The organism is Nocardia ninae NBRC 108245 (assembly GCF_007990755.1).
Classification (GTDB): Bacteria; Actinomycetota; Actinomycetes; order Mycobacteriales; family Mycobacteriaceae; genus Nocardia; species Nocardia ninae.
Genome location: NZ_BJXA01000021.1, coordinates 86,663 through 107,749 on the forward strand (window position 1 = coordinate 86,663; position 21,087 = coordinate 107,749).

General features: G+C 68.1%; 20 protein-coding genes. 13 read left to right on the forward strand and 7 right to left on the reverse strand.

Annotated elements, in window-relative coordinates:
- The first annotated feature begins 304 nt into the window (after nucleotides 1-304).
- Complete coding sequence (locus NN4_RS17645) at nucleotides 305-1,942, forward strand: MinD/ParA family ATP-binding protein (protein WP_147132217.1); 1,638 nt, start codon at nucleotides 305-307, stop codon at nucleotides 1,940-1,942.
- 57 nt (nucleotides 1,943-1,999) lie between these two features.
- Here the strand turns inward: NN4_RS17645 and NN4_RS17650 are convergent, their stop codons facing one another.
- Both NN4_RS17650 and NN4_RS17655 read right to left on the reverse strand, forming a co-directional pair.
- Entirely contained in the window at nucleotides 2,000-3,259 is a 1,260-nt protein-coding gene (locus NN4_RS17650; protein ID WP_147132220.1) for a KasA/KasB family beta-ketoacyl-ACP synthase, read from the reverse strand.
- Between the two features lie 242 nt (nucleotides 3,260-3,501).
- Complete coding sequence (locus tag NN4_RS17655) at nucleotides 3,502-4,416, reverse strand: LysR family transcriptional regulator (protein WP_147132319.1); 915 nt, start codon at nucleotides 4,414-4,416, stop codon at nucleotides 3,502-3,504.
- Nucleotides 4,417-4,531: 115 nt separating this feature from the next.
- Here NN4_RS17655 and NN4_RS17660 point away from each other — a divergent pair, with 115 nt between their 5' ends.
- From NN4_RS17660 to NN4_RS17705, 10 genes are all read left to right on the forward strand, one after another.
- Nucleotides 4,532-5,491, forward strand: a complete 960-nt coding sequence (locus tag NN4_RS17660) for an EamA family transporter (protein WP_147132225.1) — start codon at nucleotides 4,532-4,534, stop codon at nucleotides 5,489-5,491.
- A 286-nt stretch (nucleotides 5,492-5,777) separates the two neighbouring features.
- A complete protein-coding gene (locus NN4_RS17665) occupies nucleotides 5,778-7,553 on the forward strand; it encodes a hydroxysqualene dehydroxylase (protein WP_147132228.1) in 1,776 nt (591 codons plus the stop codon).
- 57 nt (nucleotides 7,554-7,610) lie between these two features.
- On the forward strand, nucleotides 7,611-8,234 hold the full coding sequence (locus NN4_RS17670) for a pyridoxamine 5'-phosphate oxidase family protein (RefSeq protein WP_147132231.1): 624 nt from the start codon (nucleotides 7,611-7,613) through the stop codon (nucleotides 8,232-8,234).
- 68 nt (nucleotides 8,235-8,302) lie between these two features.
- Nucleotides 8,303-9,538, forward strand: a complete 1,236-nt coding sequence (locus NN4_RS17675; RefSeq protein WP_147132234.1) for a MurT ligase domain-containing protein — start codon at nucleotides 8,303-8,305, stop codon at nucleotides 9,536-9,538.
- The gene (locus tag NN4_RS17680; protein ID WP_147132239.1) at nucleotides 9,535-10,245 is read left to right on the forward strand and encodes a type 1 glutamine amidotransferase; all 711 of its coding nucleotides are present in this window, start codon (nucleotides 9,535-9,537) and stop codon (nucleotides 10,243-10,245) included. The genes NN4_RS17675 and NN4_RS17680 overlap by 4 nt, the downstream gene beginning before the upstream one ends.
- A gap of 113 nt (nucleotides 10,246-10,358) precedes the next feature.
- Nucleotides 10,359-11,105 carry a DUF2637 domain-containing protein gene (locus tag NN4_RS17685; RefSeq protein WP_147132241.1) on the forward strand — a complete coding sequence of 249 codons (747 nt, stop codon included), beginning with the start codon at nucleotides 10,359-10,361 and terminating at the stop codon, nucleotides 11,103-11,105.
- Nucleotides 11,106-11,166: 61 nt separating this feature from the next.
- Entirely contained in the window at nucleotides 11,167-11,610 is a 444-nt protein-coding gene (locus NN4_RS17690) for a hypothetical protein (protein WP_147132244.1), read from the forward strand.
- Nucleotides 11,611-11,770: 160 nt separating this feature from the next.
- Nucleotides 11,771-12,658: an ABC transporter permease gene (locus NN4_RS17695; protein ID WP_147132247.1), complete on the forward strand. Its 888-nt coding sequence runs from the start codon at nucleotides 11,771-11,773 to the stop codon at nucleotides 12,656-12,658.
- Between the two features lie 17 nt (nucleotides 12,659-12,675).
- On the forward strand, nucleotides 12,676-13,722 hold the full coding sequence (locus tag NN4_RS17700) for a taurine ABC transporter substrate-binding protein (protein WP_246180928.1): 1,047 nt from the start codon (nucleotides 12,676-12,678) through the stop codon (nucleotides 13,720-13,722).
- Entirely contained in the window at nucleotides 13,719-14,477 is a 759-nt protein-coding gene (locus NN4_RS17705; RefSeq protein ID WP_147132253.1) for an ABC transporter ATP-binding protein, read from the forward strand. The genes NN4_RS17700 and NN4_RS17705 overlap by 4 nt, the downstream gene beginning before the upstream one ends.
- 12 nt (nucleotides 14,478-14,489) lie before the next feature.
- Here the strand turns inward: NN4_RS17705 and NN4_RS17710 are convergent, their stop codons facing one another.
- The 4 genes from NN4_RS17710 to NN4_RS17725 form a co-directional block, all read right to left on the reverse strand.
- The gene (locus NN4_RS17710; RefSeq protein ID WP_147132256.1) at nucleotides 14,490-14,864 is read right to left on the reverse strand and encodes a type II toxin-antitoxin system VapC family toxin; all 375 of its coding nucleotides are present in this window, start codon (nucleotides 14,862-14,864) and stop codon (nucleotides 14,490-14,492) included.
- Entirely contained in the window at nucleotides 14,861-15,118 is a 258-nt protein-coding gene (locus NN4_RS17715) for a type II toxin-antitoxin system Phd/YefM family antitoxin (RefSeq protein WP_147132259.1), read from the reverse strand. Before NN4_RS17715 ends, NN4_RS17710 begins: the two co-directional genes overlap by 4 nt.
- 125 nt (nucleotides 15,119-15,243) lie before the next feature.
- Nucleotides 15,244-16,167, reverse strand: coding sequence for a transglutaminase family protein (locus tag NN4_RS17720; RefSeq protein ID WP_147132262.1), 924 nt, complete (start codon nucleotides 16,165-16,167; stop codon nucleotides 15,244-15,246).
- On the reverse strand, nucleotides 16,164-19,154 hold the full coding sequence (locus NN4_RS17725) for a circularly permuted type 2 ATP-grasp protein (protein WP_147132323.1): 2,991 nt from the start codon (nucleotides 19,152-19,154) through the stop codon (nucleotides 16,164-16,166). Before NN4_RS17725 ends, NN4_RS17720 begins: the two co-directional genes overlap by 4 nt.
- Nucleotides 19,155-19,553: 399 nt before the next feature.
- Between NN4_RS17725 and NN4_RS17730 the strand changes: the two genes are divergently transcribed.
- The gene (locus tag NN4_RS17730) at nucleotides 19,554-19,760 is read left to right on the forward strand and encodes a hypothetical protein (protein ID WP_147132265.1); all 207 of its coding nucleotides are present in this window, start codon (nucleotides 19,554-19,556) and stop codon (nucleotides 19,758-19,760) included.
- A 25-nt stretch (nucleotides 19,761-19,785) separates the two neighbouring features.
- A complete protein-coding gene (locus NN4_RS17735) occupies nucleotides 19,786-20,430 on the forward strand; it encodes a hypothetical protein (protein ID WP_107659937.1) in 645 nt (214 codons plus the stop codon).
- 13 nt (nucleotides 20,431-20,443) lie between these two features.
- Here the strand turns inward: NN4_RS17735 and NN4_RS17740 are convergent, their stop codons facing one another.
- Nucleotides 20,444-21,061 (reverse strand): LysE family translocator, encoded by a 618-nt coding sequence (locus tag NN4_RS17740; RefSeq protein ID WP_147132269.1) that lies wholly within the window; start codon nucleotides 21,059-21,061, stop codon nucleotides 20,444-20,446.
- Nucleotides 21,062-21,087: the final 26 nt, after the last annotated feature.

Sequence of the window (21,087 nt, forward strand, 5' to 3'; positions counted from 1 at the left end):
GGTGGGCTCCTTGGCCAACCGTGCACACCGATAGCGCAGGTCGAGTACGGTAGAGCCGGATGCGGAGGTCGTTCGATCGGCCCGGCATCCGGCTCTCGATCTTGCTGTCGGAGACCAGATATCGGCGGTGTGTCATCCATGCGCGTCTGCCGTCCATACCGCGACGCGAGCCCGCGAACCCCGTGCTAGCGTTGGTTTCGCACTCAAGCGCCGAGCTCTCTGCTCGTAGTCCCGAGCAGATGGGGGAACTGTGACAACAAACGACCACAACCCGACCTCACCGCCCTGGCTGCAGAGTCAATCGGTGGACACGGCCGACGCGAAAGAGTCGGAGCCCGCCGCCGATCCGTCGGCGGAGCAGTCCGGCGACGTGGAAGTGGCCGAGTCCGAGACGGCCGAGGCGCCGGCCCAGCCGGAGCAGGAGCCGGCCGAGCCCGAGTTCAGCGGCTCGACCGACCAGACCGTGTCCTACCCGCACGCGATGTCGCAGCAGTCCTACGGCCCGCCCGAGGGATTCGCGCCGCCTGCCCAGGCCGAGCAGCAGTACGGCGGCTACGCGCCGCCGAACGCCGGACCGTTCGCGCCACCCGGCGCATATGAGCCGTATCAGACCGGCCAGTACCAGCCGGCCGCCGCGCACAGCGGTAGTCACCAGATCGCGCCCGAACCGCAGAACTCCGGCTACGGCGAATACCGCCAGGAGATCGGCCCCGACGGGCTGGTCCGGCGGGTGCCGCAGGAACACTCCGAAGCCGCTGCGCCGCAAGCCGAACAACAGGCCGCGCCCATCTACAGCTGGGCGCCGCCGCCACCGCCGGTGACCCACCAGCCGCCACCGCAGCCCACGTACCAGCAGCCGCCCGCGCCGATGGGGCAGCAGCAGCCGCCCGCGATGGGACAGGTGCCCCCGCCGAGCTGGCAGGGCGGACCGAACCCGCACCAGCCCGCGCAGCCGTTCCAGCCGCAGCATGTGCCCGCGCCGGGGCAGCCCGGTCACTCGGTCAACGACCTGAACCTGCTCAAGCGGGCCCGCCGGGCACCGCGCAGCGGGTGGCGGCGTGCGGTGCACAAGGCCACCGGTGGTGTGCTCAACCCGGGTGAGTCCGCGGCCGACGTCGTCTACCGCGACCTCGTCGACCGGGTGAATCAGCCGGTGCGCGGCGACTATCGGATCGCGATCCTGTCGCTCAAGGGTGGCGTCGGCAAGACCACCACCACGGTCGGCCTCGGCTCCACGTTCGCGTCGCTGCGCGGTGACCGTGTCATCGCGATCGACGCCAACCCCGACCTCGGCACGCTGGCGCACCGGGTGCCCCGGCAGACCCGGTCCACCGTGCGCAACCTGCTCGAGGATCAGCACATCAGCAGGTACTCGGACGTGCGCGCACACACCTCGCAGGCGCCGAGTCGCCTGGAAGTGCTTGCCAGCGAACAGGATCCGGCGGTCTCCGAGGCGTTCAGCGAGGCCGATTACCGCAAGGCCATCGGCATCCTGCAGTCGTTCTACAACATCATCCTGACCGACTGCGGCACCGGTCTGATGCACTCGGCCATGGCAGGCGTGCTGGACATGGCCAGCTCCCTCGTGCTGGTCACCTCCCCCGCCATCGACGGCGCGCGCAGCGCCTCGGCCACGCTGGACTGGCTGGACCACCACGGCTACGGCAAGCTCGTCGAGCGCACCGTCGTCGTGGTCAACGCCTCCCGCCGCGGCGCCTCCACCGTCGACCTGGACCAGCTCCGCAAGCTCTTCCTCGACCGCACCCGCGCGGTCCAGGTGGTGCCCTTCGACGACCACCTCGCCGAAGGCGCGGAGATCGACCTGGAGCTGGTGAGCAAGCCGACCCGCCGCGCCCTGCTGGAGCTGGCCGCGATGGTCGCCGACGACTTCGGTTACGTCGGCGCGCAGCAGTACCACCACCCCGGCCCGATGGGTCACTGAACGACCGAAAGACGTTGCGGCCCCGATGCATTCACATCGGGGCCGCAGTCTTTTCGCCTAGTACTTCCCGAACAGCACCGCGGCATTGTGGCCGCCGAAGCCGTACGAGTTGTTCATCACGTACTGGATGTCCGCGTAACGCGCTGCGCCGCTGACGATGTCGAGATCGATGTCGGCGTCCTGATTTTCGAGATTCAGGGTCGGCGGTATCACCCCGTCGCGCAGGGTCAGCACCGAGATCGCCGCCTCCAGCGCACCGACCGCGCCCGCCGAATGACCGAGCGCCGATTTGGGCGCGTAGACGGCGGGATGCTTGCCGATGGCGGCGGCGATTCCCTTGGCCTCGGCCAGATCTCCGAACGGCGTTCCGGTGGCGTGCGCGTTGACATGGTCGACCTCGGTGCCGTCGACGCCCGCGGTCTGCAGCGCACGGCGCATGGCGCGGGCATTGCCGCGACCCTCGGGATCCGGTGCCACCAGGTGGTATCCGTCGGCGGTCAAGCCCGCCCCGAGCAACCTGGCCAGCGGGCGGGCACCGCGCGCCAGGGCGTGCTCCTCGGACTCCAGCACGAGCAGGGCCGCGGATTCACCGAAGACGAAACCGTCCCGGTCGCGGTCGAACGGGCGCGACGCGCGCTCCGGCTCGGCCACCCGCGAACTCAGGGCGCGCATATTCGTAAAGCCCGCCAGCGCAAGGGCATTGATCCGCCCCTCGACGCCACCGGCGACAATGATGTCGGCCTCACCGAGGATGATCGACCGCCACGCGTGCACCAGCGCTTCGCACCCCGACGAGCAGGCCGACACCGGCGTCACCACACTCGCTCGCGCGCCGAGTTCCAGCCCGACCACCGCGGCGGGACCGTTCGGCATGGCCATCGGGATGGCGAACGGTGAGACCTTGCGATAACTCTGATCCCGCAGCAGGTCGTTCGAGTCGACGATGACCTCGGCGCCGCCGATGCCGGTGCCGATCGAGATGCCGAGCCGGTCCTGGTCCACCTCGGGTGCGCCCAGGGTTTCCCAGACGCGCTTACCCATCACATAGGCGACCTGCTGGACGTAGGACATGCGCCGCTTCTTGATCCGATCGAGCTCGGCGGTCGGGTCGCTCTTGAACTGCGCGCCGATATTGATCGGCAGCTGCCTGCTCTCGATCTCCGCGTCGTCGAGCGCCCGGACACCACTCTCGCCCGCCACCAACCCCTTCCAGGTGGACTCCGCATCGGCGCCGAGGGCGGAGGACACCTCGACCGCGGTCACCACCACGCTTCGGAATCCGCCGTTACGGGTGGAGAACTCGGAGATATCACGCATCGTGTCGAAAATCCTTCATCGGTTCGGCTGGACTGTCCTGCAATCTATTTGGCTGTCGCACGATCGGGGCATGTACGGAACTCTCACAGAGCGGGCTCGGATGTTGTGAGAATGTGCCAACGACGCAACGGGATTCAGACCCTAAGCTCTACGACCGACGGCTGTACCAGTGCTTTCGTGAGCCGGTCCGCCGAGCGTCGCAAGTCCGACTGTAGATACTCGACAATGACCTCGTCGGCGAATTATCGCCCGTTCGGCCCGGATTCGGCAGTGACGCCGACCGCAGCGTTACGGAAAGCCGCGATCACCGCGGCGATGGCGGGGCTGCCTTCGGCGCGGGGGCGGATCGCCAGTTCGAACAGGCGGGCGGCGCGGACGCCGGTGAGCAGCAGCACGGAGAGCTCGGGGTGGGCCACCGAATAGCGGGGCATCAACGCGACTCCGTACCCACTGGCGACCAAATTTTCGATGACGCGGAAGTCGTTGAGTCGCTGAGCTATTCGCGGTTGAACCCCGGTCAGGGTGGCGATCGAGCGCTGCACGTCATCGATCGGGAAGCCGCCACGAACGCTCAGCCAGGTCTCGTCGGCCAGCTCCTCGGGGGTCACCGCGGTGCGACCCGCCAGCCGATGGGTCGGCGCGACAACCACATCGATGGGTTCGCGCATGAGCAGGTGCACGGTGACCCTGGGGTCGGCGATCGGCGCGGCGCGCTCGTCCCGATGGGTCAGCACCACGTCGTAATCGGCGAGCAGCCGCGACACCTCGCTCGGCGGCAGGTCGACATCGCTCGCGACGAGGTCGACACCGCTGTCGGCCAACGCGGACAGCACCGCGGGCAGCAGCAGCGCGCCACCGGAGGGGAACACCGCGACGCGCACGCGGCCGCGCGGCGAACCGCGGTAGTGCGCCATCTCGGCCACCGCGCGATCCAGCGCGGCGAGCACCTCGTCGGCGCGCACCACCAGCGCGCGACCCGCGTCGGTCAGGCGGACCCGGCGGCCGTCGCGTTCCAGCAGTGCCACGCCCGCTTCCATGGCCAGCACCTTGAGCTGCTGGGAGACGGCCGAGGGCGTCATCGACAGCGCGGCGGCCACCGCGGCGATGGTGCCGCGATCGGCGAATTCGCGCAGCACGCGCAGCCGATCCACCGACATCGACGGCTCCACGTCAGTGCCGGACGTCACGCGCTGCGATCATGAAGGAAAACTACCGCAATACTCCACTTCAATTCGATTGTCCTGAACGTTCGTGACGCTAACGATGGACCGCGTGAACACTCGTGACCGCCTGCTCGGGCTGACCGTCGTCCTGCTCTGGGGACTGAACTTCCTCGCCATCCGAGTGGGGCTCGATCACTTCCCGCCCTTCTTCTTCGCCGCGCTGCGCTTCGCGGTCATCGCGGTGCCGGTCCTGCTCTTCGTCCCGCGCCCGAAGGTGCGGATGCGCTGGATCCTGCTGTACGGCACCGGCTTCGGCATCCTGCAGTTCGCCTTCCTGTTCACCGCGATGCGGACCGGCATGCCGACCGGGCTCGCCTCCCTGGTGCTGCAATCGTCCGCACCGTTCACTGTGCTGCTCGGCACGCTGTTCCTGCGCGAGCGGATCCGGCCGGTGCAGGTCGCAGGAATCGTGGTCGCGATGGCGGGCATGGCGGTGATCGGCTGGGACCGCCTCGAACACGCCAGCCTGCTGCCGGTGCTGCTGACCTTGGCGGGCGGCTTGGGCTGGGCCTTCGGCAATATCGGTGCGCGCCGGGCCACCCTCGAATCGCCGGGGCTCAACACTTTGCACCTGACACTGTGGATCGCCGTCATCCCGCCGCTGCCGCTGTTCGCACTGTCCGCCGCTGCCGAAGGGCCGACCGTCGGGCTGCGCGCCGTGGCCGACTCGTTCTCCGCCGCAGGCTGGCCCGCCCTGGTGGCGCTGGCCTACATCGCGGTGCTCGCGACCGTGGTGGGCAGCAGCCTGTGGACCTATTTGATGAGCCGCTACCCCGCCGGCATCGTCGCGCCGTTGACGCTGCTGGTTCCGGTCGTCGGCATCGCCGCCGCGTGGATGTTCCTCGACGAGACGCCGACGCCGCTGGCACTGCTCGGTGGTGTCATCGTCATCGCGGGCGCGTTCGCCGCGACCTCGGGCCACCGCCCGGCGGTGGCCGCCGATCAAGCGGTAGAGCTCGATGCCGCCGCCGGGCGCCGGCCTTCCACATCGCAACTCGTGCAGACCTGAGACTCCCGTTGACAACGTCGCGCGCCGGGCCCACGCGGAGCGGGCCTGGCGACGACCGCTGTGCCGAATCCCGAAACGGCGCGGATATTTATGTGTGCCAACGGGTTCGAGAAACCGTCATCACAGGTTCGCCTATCCGAACCCGAATATCGCTATGCTCACATCCGCCGTCCGAATCAGCCTTCACCTCGGGCCAGGCACGGGGCGGGTACGCCGGTGCGGACCTGCCGCTTTACAGTAGTGACAACGTGTAACAAAGGTCCCGAGGCTAGGCACAGTGCGGCGCATGGCAGATGATCGGTGGACCGTATCGCGGAGGACAGTGCTTCGCGGAACGGCTACAGCGGGGGTAGCGACGGCGGGGGCACTGCTGACCGGTGCACTGAGATCGGGTCCTGCCGCCGGTAGTCCGGGCGGTAGGCAGGTCGCGGTTCTCGGCGGTGGCGTAGCGGGCTTGACCGCGGCGCACGAACTGATCGAACGCGGTTTCCAGGTAACGATTTTCGAGCGCCGCGCCTGGGGCGGCAAGGCGCGCAGCGTGCCGGTGCCGGGCACCGCTTCCGGCGGCAGGCCGGAGTTACCCGGCGAGCACGGTTTCCGGTTCTTCCCCGGCTTCTATCAACACGTGCCGGACACCATGCGCCGGATCCCGTTCGCGGACAACCCCAATGGCGTGTGGAACAACCTGGTCGCGGTGCCGGAGGCGCGCTTCGCCCGGCGCGACGGCGACGATTTCCGGCTGCCGCTGGGCCCACGGGCCCGTATGGCGTTCAACCCGGACAGTTTCCGGGAAACGCTCGGCGCTGCCCTCGCCACCACCCTCAAAATGCCTGGCAGCGAAGGCCTCTACTTCGCCAATCGCCTGCTGGTGTTCAACAGCAGCTGCGATGCCCGCCGCCTCGGCCAGTGGGAACACACCTCCTGGCGCGACTATGTCGGCGGCCACGAGCGCTCCCACGAATTCCGCGCGCTGCTCTCGCGCACGCTGACCAGCATCATGGTCGCCGCGAAGGAAGACGTCGCCAGCGTCCGCACCATCGGCAACATGGGCGAACAGTTCCTGGGCAATCCGGCTGAGATCGGCAACGACGGCGGACTCGACCGAGTCCTGAACGGGCCGACCAACGCCGTCTGGATCGACCCGTGGCTGCAGCGGATGCGCGAGCTCGGCGTGCAGTTCGAGCTCGGCGCCGAGGTGCGCGGGCTCGAGGTGCGCGACCGCCGGATCGCCGCGGCCCGCATCGTGGACCGCACCGGCACCCAACGCACCATCGACGCCGACTATTTCGTGGTCGCCGTACCCGCCGAGCAGGCCCGTGCCCTCTGGTCGCCCGACGTGCTGGCCGTGCGGCCCGAATTGGCCGCGATGGACCGGCTTTTCAGCGACTGGATGAACGGCATCCAGTTCTATCTGCGCACCCCCGCCGACATCTCCCGCGGCCACACCGCCTACATCGACGCGCCGTGGGCACTCACCTCGATCAATCAGAACCAGGTGTGGGCCCGCAAATTCAGCGAGTTCGGCGACGGCACGGTGCAGGACTGCCTGTCGGTCGACATCTCCGACTGGAACACACCGGGCATCCTGTTCGGCAAGCCCGCCAAGGAGTGCACGCACGAGGAGATCGCCCGCGAGGTCTGGGCGCAGCTGACCGCACACCTGGACGACCGCGGCGACCTGCTGCGCGAGGCCGACCTGCACTCGTGGTTCCTCGACCCCGGCATCACCTGGCAGCCGGACCAGCGGCGCAACACCAACGCCGACCCGCTGCTGATCAATACCGCGGGCTCGTGGGAGTTTCGACCGGAACCACACGGCGCGCTCGAAAACCTGTTCCTCGCCGGCGATTACGTGCGCACCAATGTGGACCTGGCCACCATGGAAGGTGCCAACGAATCCGCCCGCGCGGCAGTGAACGCGCTGCTGGACGTGGCGGGCTCGAATGCGGAGCGTTGCCGGATGTTCACGCTGTACCGGGCGACCGAACTCGAACCGCTGCGCCGCATCGACGCCGACCGCTACGCCGCGGGCGCGCCCAACATGTTCGACCTCCAGCTCTGAGGCGACCGATCGCCCTACCGCAGCACCGGATTCGCCACGACGATGCTTGAATCGGGTATGCGTGCGATCACCGACCCGACCGAACTGCGACAACTGCTCGGCGAGGTGCCACCCCGCGCCGCCAACAAAGAGCGGGTCGCGCTGCACCCCAGGGACCGCGACTGGATCGCCGCCAGCCCGTTCCTGGTGATGAGCACCAGCGACGCCGCCGGCAACTGCGACGCGTCACCGAAGGGCGATCCGGCGGGCTTCGTGCGGGTGCTCGACGACCGCACCCTCGCGATTCCCGAGCGTCCGGGCAACCGGCGGGCCGACGGGTACCTCAACATCCTCAGCAATCCGCACGTCGGCCTGATGTTCGTTATCCCGGGCCGCAGCCAGACCCTGCGGATCAACGGCCGCGCCGAGCTCGTCGGTGACGCCCCCTACTTCGACGACATGGTGGTGCGCGGCCACCGCCCGATCCTCGCCGTGCAGGTCGAGATCGAGCAGATCTTCTTCCACTGCGCGAAGGCCTTCCTGCGCAGCCACCTCTGGGAGCCGGGGCAGTGGCCCGACGACGGCCTGCCGTCATGGGCTCACCTGGTCAAGGAAGTTCAGGCCGACACCACCGAGAGCATCGAGGAGCTCGAGCACCACTACGCGCCCGCCAACTACAACGCCAAGCTCTACCAGGGCTGAACGGCCGGGTGGGCTACGCCACTGGACCGGGCCGCGCCGGGAACCGGCGCCGAACATAGACTCGCGGCGTGGCAGACATTTCGGTGCGTGGGCGTATTGCACTGCGGGCGGCGGCGGCAGCGTCGTGGGCCTCGCAGAAGGCGGGGCGCGGCAAGGGATCGATGATCGGCGGGCTCATCGCCCTGCAGATCGACAAGACGATCATGGGCCAGCTCGGCCGTGGCAAGCGCACGGTGCTGATCACCGGCACCAACGGCAAGTCGACCACGACCAGGATGACCACCGCCGCGCTGAGCACGCTCGGCGCGGTCGCCACCCAGGCCGACGGCGCCAATATGGACGCGGGCATCGTGGCCGCGCTCAGCGTGCACCGGGACGCGCCGCTCGCCGCGATCGAGGTGGACGAGCTGCACCTGCCGCACGTCACCGACGCGCTCGACCCGGCCGCCGTCGTGCTGCTGAACCTGAGCCGCGACCAGCTGGACCGGGTCGGCGAGATCAACATGATCGAGCGCAAGCTGCGCGCGGGCCTGGCTCGGCATCCGGACACCGTGGTGATCGCCAACTGCGACGACGTGCTGGTGACCTCGATCGCCTACGACCACCCGAACGTGGTGTGGGTGGCCGCGGGCAGCGGTTGGTCGATGGACGCGACCAGCTGCCCGCGCAGTGGTGAGCCGATCCTCTGGGAGGGTTCGCACTGGCGTAGCACCGGCGCGGATTTTGAACGGCCCGAACCTGATTGGTGGCTGGACGGGGACGACCTGGTCGGCCCCGACGGTCTGCGGTTCCCGCTGAAACTGGCGCTGCCCGGCCGGGCCAACCGGGGCAATGCCGCACAGGCGGTGGCCGCGGCGATCGCCCTCGGCGCCGATCCGGCGGCCGCGGTCACCGCGACCGGCACGGTGCGCGAGATCGCGGGCCGCTACCGGACGGTGCAGGTCGGTGAGCATGCCGCGCGACTGCTGCTGGCGAAGAACCCGGCGGGCTGGCAGGAAGCGCTGTCGATGATCGAGCCCGCCTCGGCCGGACTGGTGATCGCGGTGAACGGGCAGGTGCCCGACGGCGAGGACCTGTCCTGGCTGTGGGACGTGCGGTTCGAGCACTTCGAGGGCGTGCAGGTGGTCGCATCCGGCGAGCGGGCCACCGATCTCGCGGTGCGCCTCACCTACGCCGGCGTCGAACACACCACGGTGCCGAACCCGTTGCGCGCCATCGCCTCCTGCCCGGCGGGCCACGTCGAGGTGCTGGCAAACTACACCGCATTCCGGGATCTCAACCGCGACCTCGAGGCGAAGCAATGACTGAATCGACCGTCCGCATCGGTCTCGTGCTGCCCGATGTGATGGGCACCTACGGCGACGGGGGAAACGCGCTGGTGCTGCGGCAGCGGCTGCGGCTGCGCGGCTACGACGCCGAGGTCGTCGAGATCACGCTGGCCGACCCGGTTCCCGAGTCGCTGGACATCTACACCCTTGGCGGTGCGGAAGATTCGGCGCAGCGGCTGGCGACCCGGCACCTGCAGCGCTACCCGGGCCTGCAACAGGCGGCCGCGAAAGGCACTCCGGTGCTGGCCATCTGCGCCGCCATCCAGGTACTCGGCCAGTGGTACGAGACGTCCACCGGCGAGCGGGTCGACGGCGTCGGCATGATCGACGTCACCACCGCGCCGCAGGCCAAGCGCGCGATCGGCGAGGTGACCACCGCTCCCCTGCTCGCCGGGCTCAGCGCGGCGCTGACCGGTTTCGAAAACCACCGGGGCGGCACAAAACTCGGCGGTGACGCGACCGGTCTGGCCCGGGTGACCCGCGGGATCGGCAACGGCGTCGGTGACGGGCTCGAAGGCGTGGTGCAGGGTTCGGTGATCGGCACCTACATGCACGGCCCCGCATTGGCCCGCAATCCCGAACTCGCCGACTTGTTGCTGGCGCGTGCGCTGGGCGTCGCGGAATTGGCGCCGCTGCCGATGCCGGAGGTCGAGCAATTGCGCCGCGAACGCTTGCGCGCGTAGGTTACTCCGCCTGCGGGCAGCACAATGCCAGGTCGCGTCGTGATTGATCGACAAACACGACTCGACCGATAGGCTCCGGGGTCTGCGGCTATTTGCACGCTACGCTCCCCGCTATGACGACGATCACGCCGGGGTCACCTGCCGAATCAATGACGCAGCCGGTAATGCCACGCCGTCCACCGATTTGGGCCCGCTGGCGCAGCCTGCTATGGCCGCGCCCGTTGTATCTGTCGCTGATCGTTTCCTCGGTAGTGGCGCTCAAGGCGTTCGAGATGTCTTTTGCCGCACTGCACCATCTGGCCGTTCGCAACTTGGTGGAACCCGAACTGGCGGCGAATGTGCCGATCGCCATCGACGGCCTCGTTGTCGGCTCCATCGTCGCCACCGCGTCATTTCCCAAACGCAGTGCGGGATGGTGGTATGCGACGGGCCTTTTCGTGGTCTCGACGCTGGTTTCGGTCGCCGGAAATATCGAATACGCGCGGGAAATCGGCGGCGGGCCGGTGTCGTTGATCATCTATGCCGGAATGCCACTGACCCTGCTCTTCGCGGTGCACCTGACCCTCATCCTGCTGGCACGCAACAGTGCGACACGACGCGCCACCGTCGTCGCGGAATCCGAGCAACTCGCGGTCGATGATGCCCCGGATCTGGTGACGTCGCCGCAGCTCAACGGCCACACCCTGAGCAACGGGCAGACAACGGCCAACGGGCACGCACAGAGCAACGGACACGCACCGAGCAACGGCAACGACCACCCGCAGACCGGGCCCGCGGCACCCTTCGCCACCGGGCCGAACACCCCGATGCGTTTCAACACCTTCGACGCCGACGGCCGAAAGCTGGTCAACCACCGATAATCACGCCGCGACGTCCGGGTAGTTATTCACTCACGCTCGACTACTTCGATGGAGAAAAACAATGTCTCTAACAGTCTGGCAGGACCAGGACGTCGATCAGTTTCGTGAAGTAGCAAGCAGGCTCGCCTCGGTGATCCAGAGCAGCGTGGATCGTTCGGGTGCGCTGAGCCAACTCACCGATGCGGTGGAAAGCGGGGACGCGTTCACCGACCTGTTGATCGAATTCGCCGGTCGCTGGTTCCACGAGACCGGCGGGCAGTCGGTGTTGATCGGTCCGGAATTGTTCTGGCTGCTCTCGGAACCGAACCTGCGCAAAGGCATCAGCAGTGCGCTGCGCGGCCCGGAAGCCGCGCCCGATCTGGAGTACTCGGTGAGCAGGCGCAGTCGAAAACTGTTGCTCATCTGTGTTTTCGAGACATTGGCGCAGAACCAGTGGCTGGCGGGCAACATCGGGGAGCACGTCGGCATGAACGGCATGAATGGAAGTGTCAACGGAATAGGGTGATCGGCACCTCGCGGACCCGCGGCGACCGATTAAGTTCACGGCGTTTCTAACTCTCCCCTCGGCACCCTCGCCACCGATAGCGTCGAGGTTTGCCGAGTGTTGAGGAGAGTGCCGTGTCCGAGGTGGGCCTGCGGCGGCGTGGACCGTCACCGAGCGCCGCGTGACCGCGATCAGCACCCCGGACACCCAGCCGGTCCAGGCGGACAAGCCTGCCGTCGCACCGCGGCGATCGCGCGACTATCGCCGTCTGCTGGCTCCGGCGCTGACGCGGGTCGCGGCGCTGGCGCTCGTGCTCGGGCTGTGGGCAGCGATCACCGCGGCCGGATTGGTCGATCCGCTGTATCTGCCGTCGCCGCGGGCGGTGTGGGAAGCGTTCATCCGGGCCAACTCTCGGCATCCGATCGCGCCAGGTGTGGAACGCACGGTGATCGGCGAGCAGAACTACTACCTCTGGGAGCATCTGCTCGCCAGCTTGCAGCGGATCGCCGCCGGTGTCGGTATCGCGATCGTGGTCGGGCCGCCGGTCGGTTTCGTGATGGGGATGCTCACCCCGGTGCGGCTGGTCACCGAGCCGATCCTGAACTTCCTGCGGTCGCTGCCGCCACTGGGCTATATCGGGCTGTTGATCGTCTGGTTCGGCATCGGTGATCTGTCGAAGGTCTGGCTGCTGTTCCTCGCCGCGTTCCCGCCGATCGCCATCGCGACGCTGAGCGGTGTCACGGGCGTCAAACAGGACTATCTCAATGCCGCCCGCTCGCTGGGTGCCGGTCGCGCCCAGGTCATCTCGCGCGTGGTGCTGCCCGCGACGCTGCCCGAGGTGATCGGCGGCATCCGGATCGCCACCGCGTTCGCCTGGACCACCGTGGTCGCCGCGGAGCTCAACAACGGCATTCCCGGCATCGGCGGCCTCGCGTATATCGCGGGCACACAGCTGAATACACCGCTGACCATCGCGTGCATCGTCGTGATCGGCTGCGCGGCGCTCGTACTCGACTCGGTCATCAAATTTCTTGGTACCAAAGCAGTTCCGTGGAAAGGCAAAGCATGAATGCCACAGTCCGTCGCATGGTCACGACCGGCCTCGCCGTGGCTGCCCTCGTTGCGACGACCGCCGGGTGCGTCGAGTCCGGCCGCGGCGACACCGGAGTCGATGGGGCGCAGGCGGGTTGTCCGTTCGCCGTGGATGCCGACGTCACCACGCAGGCGCGGATCGGTTTCCAAGCCATCCCCAATGCCGATCTGCTCGTGAAGGATCGCGGTCTGCTGGCCGCCTGCCTGCCGAACGCGAAAGTCACCTGGAGCCAGTTCTCCTCCGGGGCCGATGTGGTCCAGGCGTTCGGTGCCGGCAGCCTCGACATCGGCACCATGGGGTCGAGCCCGGCGACCAAGGCGCTGTCCGCGCCGTTGCGCCTGCCGGTGCGGGTGCTGTGGATCCACGATGTGATCGGCAAATCGGAATCGCTGGTCGCCAAGGACAAGTCGATCAGCACGCTGGCCGGGCTGCGCGGTAAGCGCATCGCAACACCGTTCGGCAGCACCGCGCACTACAGTCTGCTTGCCGCACTCGGCAAGGCCGGACTGGCCGCTGACGTGCAGGTGATCAACATGGCGCCCGATGCGATTCCCGGTGCCTGGAACGGCGATCAGATCGACGCCGCCTGGGTGTGGGATCCGACGCTGTCGAAGCTCATCGAGGCCGGCGGTCATCTCGTCACGTCCAGCGCCGATACCGCGGCCGCGGGCGCGCCGACCTTCGATCTGGCGGTCGCTAGCACGAAGTTCCTCGACGAGAACGCGCGATTCGCGGTGGTGTGGGCGAAACTGCAGGACTACGCGGTGACGCAGTTGCGGAGTAAGCCGGAGGACGCGGCCGTGTCGATCGGCGCACAGCTCGGCATCGCACCCACGCTGGTCGGGCCGCAGCTGGCCGGATACACCTACCTCGGCGCGGCCGAGCAGGCCGACGGGAAATACCTGGGCGGCGGATTCGCCGCCGATCTGCGTAAGACCGCCGAATTCCTGTTGAGTCAGGGCGGTATCGACTCGGTCGGCGACGAAACCGCCTACCGCACCGGAATTTATGCTGACGCGGCGAAGGGTGCGTCCTCGTGACCGCGCCGGATGAGCACCGGGTCGTCCTCACCGGCGTGAGCAAGAGCTACCCAGGTGACGACGGTCCGACGCAGGTGCTCGCACCGACCGACCTGACCATCGAGAGCGGCGAATTCGTCTGCGTCGTAGGGCCTTCCGGCTGCGGCAAGTCGACCCTGCTGAACCTCCTCGCCGGATTCCTGGAGCCGACCGAAGGCACAGTACGGGTCGGCGGCCACCCGGTCACCGGCCCCTCGCCCGACCGCGGCGTCGTCTTCCAGCAGCCCAACCTCTACCCCTGGCTGTCAGTCCGTCAGAACGTCGAATTCGGCCCTAAAGTCCGTGGCGTTCCCCGCGATGAGCGCCGCACCGAAGCCGAACGCATGCTCACCCTCGTCGGCCTCGACCACCTCGGCAACCGCCGCCCCTACGAACTCTCGGGCGGCCAGCAGCAACGCGCCCAAATCGCCCGCGTCCTGGTCAACGATCCCCAAATTATCCTGATGGACGAACCTTTCGGCGCTCTGGACGCTCTGACCCGCGAAAACCTCCAGGACGAACTCCGGACCCTCTGGCGCGACCGCCGAAAAACCGTCCTCTTCGTCACCCACAGCATCGATGAGGCCCTCCTGCTCGGCACCCGAGTCCTCGTCATGGGCACCCGCCCCGGCCGCATCATCTACGACCACCCCACCCCCACCCAATCCCGCACCCACCCCGCTTTCACCCACATGCGCGACGAAGTCTCCGCCCACATCTACGCCGCCCACGCATAGCAGGGCACTACGTCACGCGGCGAGAATCGCGACCTCGTACTTCTGGCACCACGTGTCATGGGTGACGAGCGTCAGACCTTCACATTGCGCCTGCGCCACCAACATTCGGTCGAATGGATCGCGGTGGATCAATGGCAGCCGACCGGCCAGCGTCGCATGCTCGGCGCTGATGGGCAGCGGAAGGAACCCGCTGCCCATGACGTGCTCGGGCAGGTCGATCGGCCCGGTCAGTTTGCCCAGGGCCTGTTTGATGGCGACTTCCCACACCGTCGCCGCGCTGACGTAGATATCCGGATCGTGTTCGATCCGTTCTTTGAGATCATCGGACAGCGCGGGATCGTCGGTGAGCCACCACACGATCACGTGGGTGTCCAGCAGGAGTCTCATGCCGTCGTGCCGAAGTCGTCGGCGATCTGTGCGTTGGTCGCGTCGGAATCCCAGTCGGCAGCGAGCGCGAGTCGCCCCCGGAGCGAGCCCCGGCCGACCCGGTTGACCCGCCGGACCAGCGGGACCACTTTCGCGACGGGGTGACCGGCACGACTGATGACGATCTCCTCGCCGTGTTCGACCCGCTCGATGATGCGCGACAGATTCGTCTTCGCCTCGTGGATATTGAATTGCTCAGCTGCGCTGCCCGACATGGTCCACCTCCTTAGCTAAGAGGTTAGTCCTGCAAGGTCCTGAGTGCAACGGACTTGCAGTAACCACGGCCTGAGCGGGGCTTGGCGACGCAGCGGGTCGTCGTGGGCGATGAGGCTGGTGGAGCTCACGCGGGTCGACTCTGCACCGGGGAGACGTCTACCGAGACGGTGATGGTGCTGTGTTTGGCGTCGGTGTAGATGATGCCGCGTAGTGGGGGGACGTCGGCGTAGTCGCGGCCCCAGGCGACGGTGACGTAGCGCTCGTCGCCGAATTGGTTGTTGGTGGGGTCGAGGTCGATCCAGTGGCCGGTTCGGTCGTGCTCGTCGGTGCCGGGGACCCAGACGGCGGCCCAGGCGTGGGTGGCGTCGGCGCCGATCATGCGGTCACGGCCGGGGGGTGGGTCGGTGGCCAGATAGCCGGAGACGTAGCGGCCGGCCAGGCCATGGGAACGCAAGCAGGCCAGGGCTGTTCGGGCGAAGTCCTGGCAGACGCCGGCGCGGGCGGCGAAGACGTCGGCGACTTTGGTGGAGACGGTGGTCGAGCCGGACTGATAGGTGAAGTCGGCGTGGATGCGGCTGGTGAGTTCGGCCACCGCGTCGAGCAGCGGGCGGCCGGGGGTGAGTGATTCGGCCGCGTAAGCCCTTACCTCGCTGGTGATTTCGGGCGGGTACAGATCGAGGGTGAACTCCACGGCGAGCGGACCTGTCGCACCGGTCGGGCGGGCCAGTTCCCACGGGCGGCCCGCCGGACCGTCCGCGGCGTGGTCGCGGTGCTCGACTTCGACCAGCGAGTCACCGGTGACCACCAGGGTGCGATGGGGGGCGGTCACGTGGAAGTAAGAGGTGTTGTTGCCGTACACATCCGGGCCGATCGACTGGTCCGAGGGCGCCGGGTCGATCGAGATATCGTGCGAAATCAGCTTCTGCCCGGGGAATTCGCGCGGCGTCAGGTAGGCACGCCCGTAGGAACTGGCGACCTCGTCGGAGTAGCAGTACGTGGTGCGGTGTGCGACCCGGTAGCGCCGGACCGAACCGTCGCGGTCGATCATCCGACCACCCGCGTGCTGCCCCACAGCGGCTGGAAGCCCGCGGGCAGCGACAGTGTCGAGGTCTCGAACGAGTCGGACAGCTTGCGCAGCCGCAGATGCACGCCCTCCAGCAGCTCGAGCAGTTCGGTGCGTATGCCGTCGTCGTCGGTGACGTCGAGATCGTCCGGGTCGACCCGGCGCAGCATGCGTTGCGCGTCGGCCAGCAGGCGTTGCGGCCGAGACGATCCCGAGGCACCGGGCAGGGTTTGCAGGTCGGCCTCGAGCCGATCCAGCTGGTAGGCCAGCGAGCGTGGATTGGCGGTATCGAAGAGCAGCAGTCCGGCGACTGCGGAGATACGCACCGAATCACCGTGGCGCCGACGGTAACTCACCTGCGACTCGGCGGCTCGCAGCACCGACGTGGTGACCACCCGTTCGGCCTCGTCCGGAAACTCCTGCGTCAGTGCGGCCGACATCAGCGCGGTGAGCGCGAGCCCGCGCTCGATCCGTTTGCCGATATCCATGACGTACCAACCGGAGTCGCGCACCAGCGATTCGGCGCCGATGCCGGACAGTGACAGCAGCGCGGCCAGGGTCAGCGAGTGCACCGCCGACAACGCGGCCTCGCGGTCGCCCTGGGTGCTCCGGTACTCCGTGAGCGCGCGATCCACGGCGCTCAGAATCATCCACGTGTCGGCGGACAGCTGATCGCGCACGGCGCGGGCGGCGTTCTCGTAGCGATCGATGGCGAAGGCCAGCGAACCGGGCAGCTCGCGGTCGATTGTCAACGCCGCCAAGTATTCGTAGCCCTCCCGGGAGGCTCCGGCTGTCGGCGGCGGACCCAACGACCCGGGTACCGGTATACCTTGCTGCTCCGCCGCATTCGCCGCGGCGACGATCGCCCGCTGCAACACTCCCGGCCGGATCGGCACCTGTGTTTCGTCGGCGATATCCGTGCCCGCGTCATCCACGGTGTGGGGCTCCGCCGAATCAGGTTCGCTGCCAGCCGAAGTCGGTGCAGCTTCGTCGTCCACGGACTGCGCTTGCGGCTGCCCGCCAGCAGAGCTCGACTGCGCCTGGGTAGCGCTTACCGCCTTGTCATTGGTAGCCGAGTGCGCGGCGACCTGAAAATCAGGCGAACCCTGCTCTGCCGCAGCACTATCAGCGTCCTCGTCGGCGGCCCCCTCGCCCAGCAGCACCGCCGGAGCGGCGGTAGAGGTGGCGCGAGCCAGCGCCGCCATCAACACCGGCATCGCCTCGGCCCCCTCCAACCACGGCCGGTAGCGGAAGTCCTGATATCGGTCGTGTGTGGCCATGAGCAGCCGGGCGGCGGACTCGGCCCGCTCCCCGTACCGCCCCATCCAGAACAGATCGTTGAGCACACGCGGAGAACTGACCGCCGCCACCACCGGGGCAGCACGCCGCTCACGTTCCTCGTGCGGGGCCTCGGTACCGACCGCGGGCACCGGAGTCGGCGCCGCCCTGACCCAAATGTCCTTGGCGGCAACCCTGATCACCGCGCGATCGGGCAGCGTGCGCTGATGCAGTCGTCCCAGGCCACCCGCCATCGCGGTGTACCCGCTGCGGCGCGCCATCGAGAACAGCCGCATGCCGACCGGCGCCGGCGCCAAGCCACCGTAACCCTCGACCGCGGGCGCCACCGAGAACTGCGCGGGTTCTTGGCCGACCCACTGCCAACCGGTTTCCTCGATCCGGTCGCGCAGATCGGCGCGCTGCCGAGTCGACAATTCCGGCCCGAAGAGTGTGGCACCGTCGACTGCGGACCGAATGATCAGCCGGTGCAGGTTCTTGATCAGCTGGGCGCGTTCCTTATCGTCACCGCCCCAATAGGTCGGCGCGCTCTCCAATTGCAGGTCTTCCCCCAGCAGCGCCCGGGACAGGCGCGGCAGGAACCCGGTGAGCGCCGGATTCTCCAGCAGCCCGCTGCCCAGCGTGTTCACCACGGTGACCGCGCCCCTGCGCAATACCTCGACCAGCCCGACCACCCCGAGGCGCGAATCCGGCCGCAGATCAAGCGGATCGGCGAACTCCGCGTCCACCCGGCGCAGCACCACATCGACCCGGCGCAGCGTGCCGAGCGAGCGCATCCACAGCGCACCGTCGCGCACCACCAGGTCCGCGCTCTCCACCAGGGCGAAGCCGAGCATCGACGCGAGATTGGCCTGATCGAACGCGGTCGCGGAGTGCACGCCGGGACTCAGCACCACCACGAAGGGATCGTCGGCCTCCCCCTGCGCCGATTCGATCAGCATCAACCGCATCGCCCGGGCGAACGGCGTCAGCGGGCGCGGATTGGAGTGCTCGAACGCCTCCGGGATCGCGGTGGACACCACCCGCCGATCGGCCAGCGCGTACCCCGCGCCGGACGGGGCCTGCGCCCAGTCGGCACTCACCCGGAACTGCCCGTCGCTCCAGCGGCTGATATCGCAGGCGTGCAGGAACAGCTGATGCCGCCCAGGCACCGTAATGCCATGGGCGGCACGGACATAGCCGCGGTAACCGAAGATCACCTCGGGCGGCAGCAGCCCGCCGGTGAGCGTGCGGCGCGGCCCGTAGACATCGGTGAGCACCTCATCGAGCACCCGCGAGCGCTGCACCAGGCCCGCCTCCAACCGGGTCCAGTCGTCCGCGGAGATCAGCAGCGGGATCGGATCGAGCCGCCACGGCGTCGCGACCGCCTGCTCCCCCGGACCGAGCACCTCGGTGTAGGTGATGCCGTCGTCCTCGATCAGCCTGCGCACCCGGTTGTCCAGCCTGCCGAGGCCGGTGGTGCCGAGTTCGACGAAGTCGGCGGACAGCTCCGACCACATCCGGCGCACCTTGCCGTCCGTGTCGACCAGCTCGTCGTAGTAGCCCGCGGTGGGCCTGCCGCATTCGTCGTAAGGAGCGGTCTCGACGCCGCCGGTGCGGTACCGCGCGAACTGCTCGGCCACTTGCTCGCGCAGATCGGTCGCCGCATCCGTCTCCCGCAGAGCGTCCTCGCGCATCGTCACCGCGCCGACCTCACTTCCGCTGCCAGACGTGCCTAACGGTTCGCTGACCGATCCCTGGACGGTCCACCCCGCGTAAATCGAGCCTGCCTTGTGCGCCGCCGTCCAACGATTGTGTTGCCATTTTCGCACGTAGCTCACCGCGATCCAGCCGTATCGCGATGTGCCCGGTCACCTCGGAGCGCCGGTTGCGCGGTGATTGCGTGACCACCGCACCGAACGCACCCGGTTGCGCCACGCGATAGTCGCGGGTCGCCGAATCGACCGAGGGTCTCGACATAGGCTTGCAGCCCGGCTGCGCCACGCCCGGCCCGCGACACACATCGCCGACTTCCCCCAGCGTGCGACCCGGAAGTGGTAGACAAAGATAACGAACCGATCACGTCTGGAGGTCACATGCGTGCGCCGGATTGTTCGTCCTGCGAATCCGCCGTCGACCACTGCCACGGCACCCTCATCGTCCATGCGGGCAGGCTCACCGAATGCACCGAAAACGACTGTGTCGACCTGGATTACGTCAGGCACACCTTCGTGGTGGACTGCGCCGACGTAGCGGGCGGCTGCGCCTGTGCCGAGCCCGACACGGCCCGTCGCCTGGCCTGAACCGCGCCGTACGTACCCTGTGCGGGTGAGCTATGACCACGTCTTGCTGCCATCAGGTGTCGCGTCATCGATCGCCGAGGTGGACGCTTACCTCAGCACCCAGCAGGGACTCCCGGAGGCGGGCATGGTCGCGCAGATCGCGGCCGAACTGAACAAGGCCAACGCCGAGGTTCCCGAGGACGACAGCTTCCTCAGCGTGCACCCCGTCGGCGGCGTCGCGACCGGCGCGGCGCTACAGGTGCCGTGCCCGTACGACGCGATCGGCTTCGTCCGCCAGCTGCTGTTCGCGATCGCGACGCCGCTGAACTACGCGGTCTACGATCCGCAGCTGGCCTGGCTGATCGATCCGGCTGGGCACGTGCCCGCGACGGTCACCCACGGCGGCGCGGGCGAGTTCCCCTACCTGACCAAACCCCTTGCCGATCAATGGGTTGCCGAGCTGGCCCCGCCGAATCCGTATCTGGTGGTGGAACGCGACGATCAGGTCTACATGCAGACCTACCGGGAGAAGACCGGCGCGTTCACCCTCGAGTACCGAGATGGCTCCCCGGACAAGCACTTCGGCACCACCGTGCTCGACGCGCCGACGGTGTCCGCGGTGATCTGGGACTGGGCCACCGACGACCGCAGCCGCATGCAGACCCTGCCGTGGTCGCGCGTCGAACTCTGAGTCGCGTTGCCGCCTACTGGTTTTGCAGTGCGAGGCGCCCGGCCAGCGCGATGAAGGAGACGCCGAACACCCGGCGCATCCAGGTCACCACCATGGGCCGGGATATGACGTGGCTGCGGACGGCCGCCGCGCACACGCCGTAGATCGCGAACACCACGAAGGTGGCGAGCATGAAGATCGCGCTCAGTTCGAGCATGCGCGCCAACGCGTTCGGCGAACCGGTGGGCACGAACTGCGGCAGGAACGCGAAGAAGAAGATAGTCAGCTTCGGGTTGAGGATATTGAGCAGCACCGCCGAGGTGATCACCTTGCGGGCCGAATAGGCGCTCTGCTCGCTGCCCTCCGGCACGGTCAGCGCGCCCTTGTCCCGGAAGGTGCTCCACGCCATGTAGATCAGGTAGGCGACACCGAGGTACTTGAGGGTTTGGAAGGCGACCGCGCTGGTGTGCAGCAGCGCGGCAAGGCCGGTGATCGCCGCGAGCATGTGCGGGACGGTGCCCAATGTGCAGCCGAACGCCGCGATCACGCTGGCCTTCGTCCCCCTGGAGAGGCCGGCCGCCAGGGTGAACAGCGCGCCGGTGCCGGGGGTGGCGACGATGACGAGCGTGGTCAGCATGAATTCGATGCTCATCCCCGACACAGTAACCAGCGCGGGAG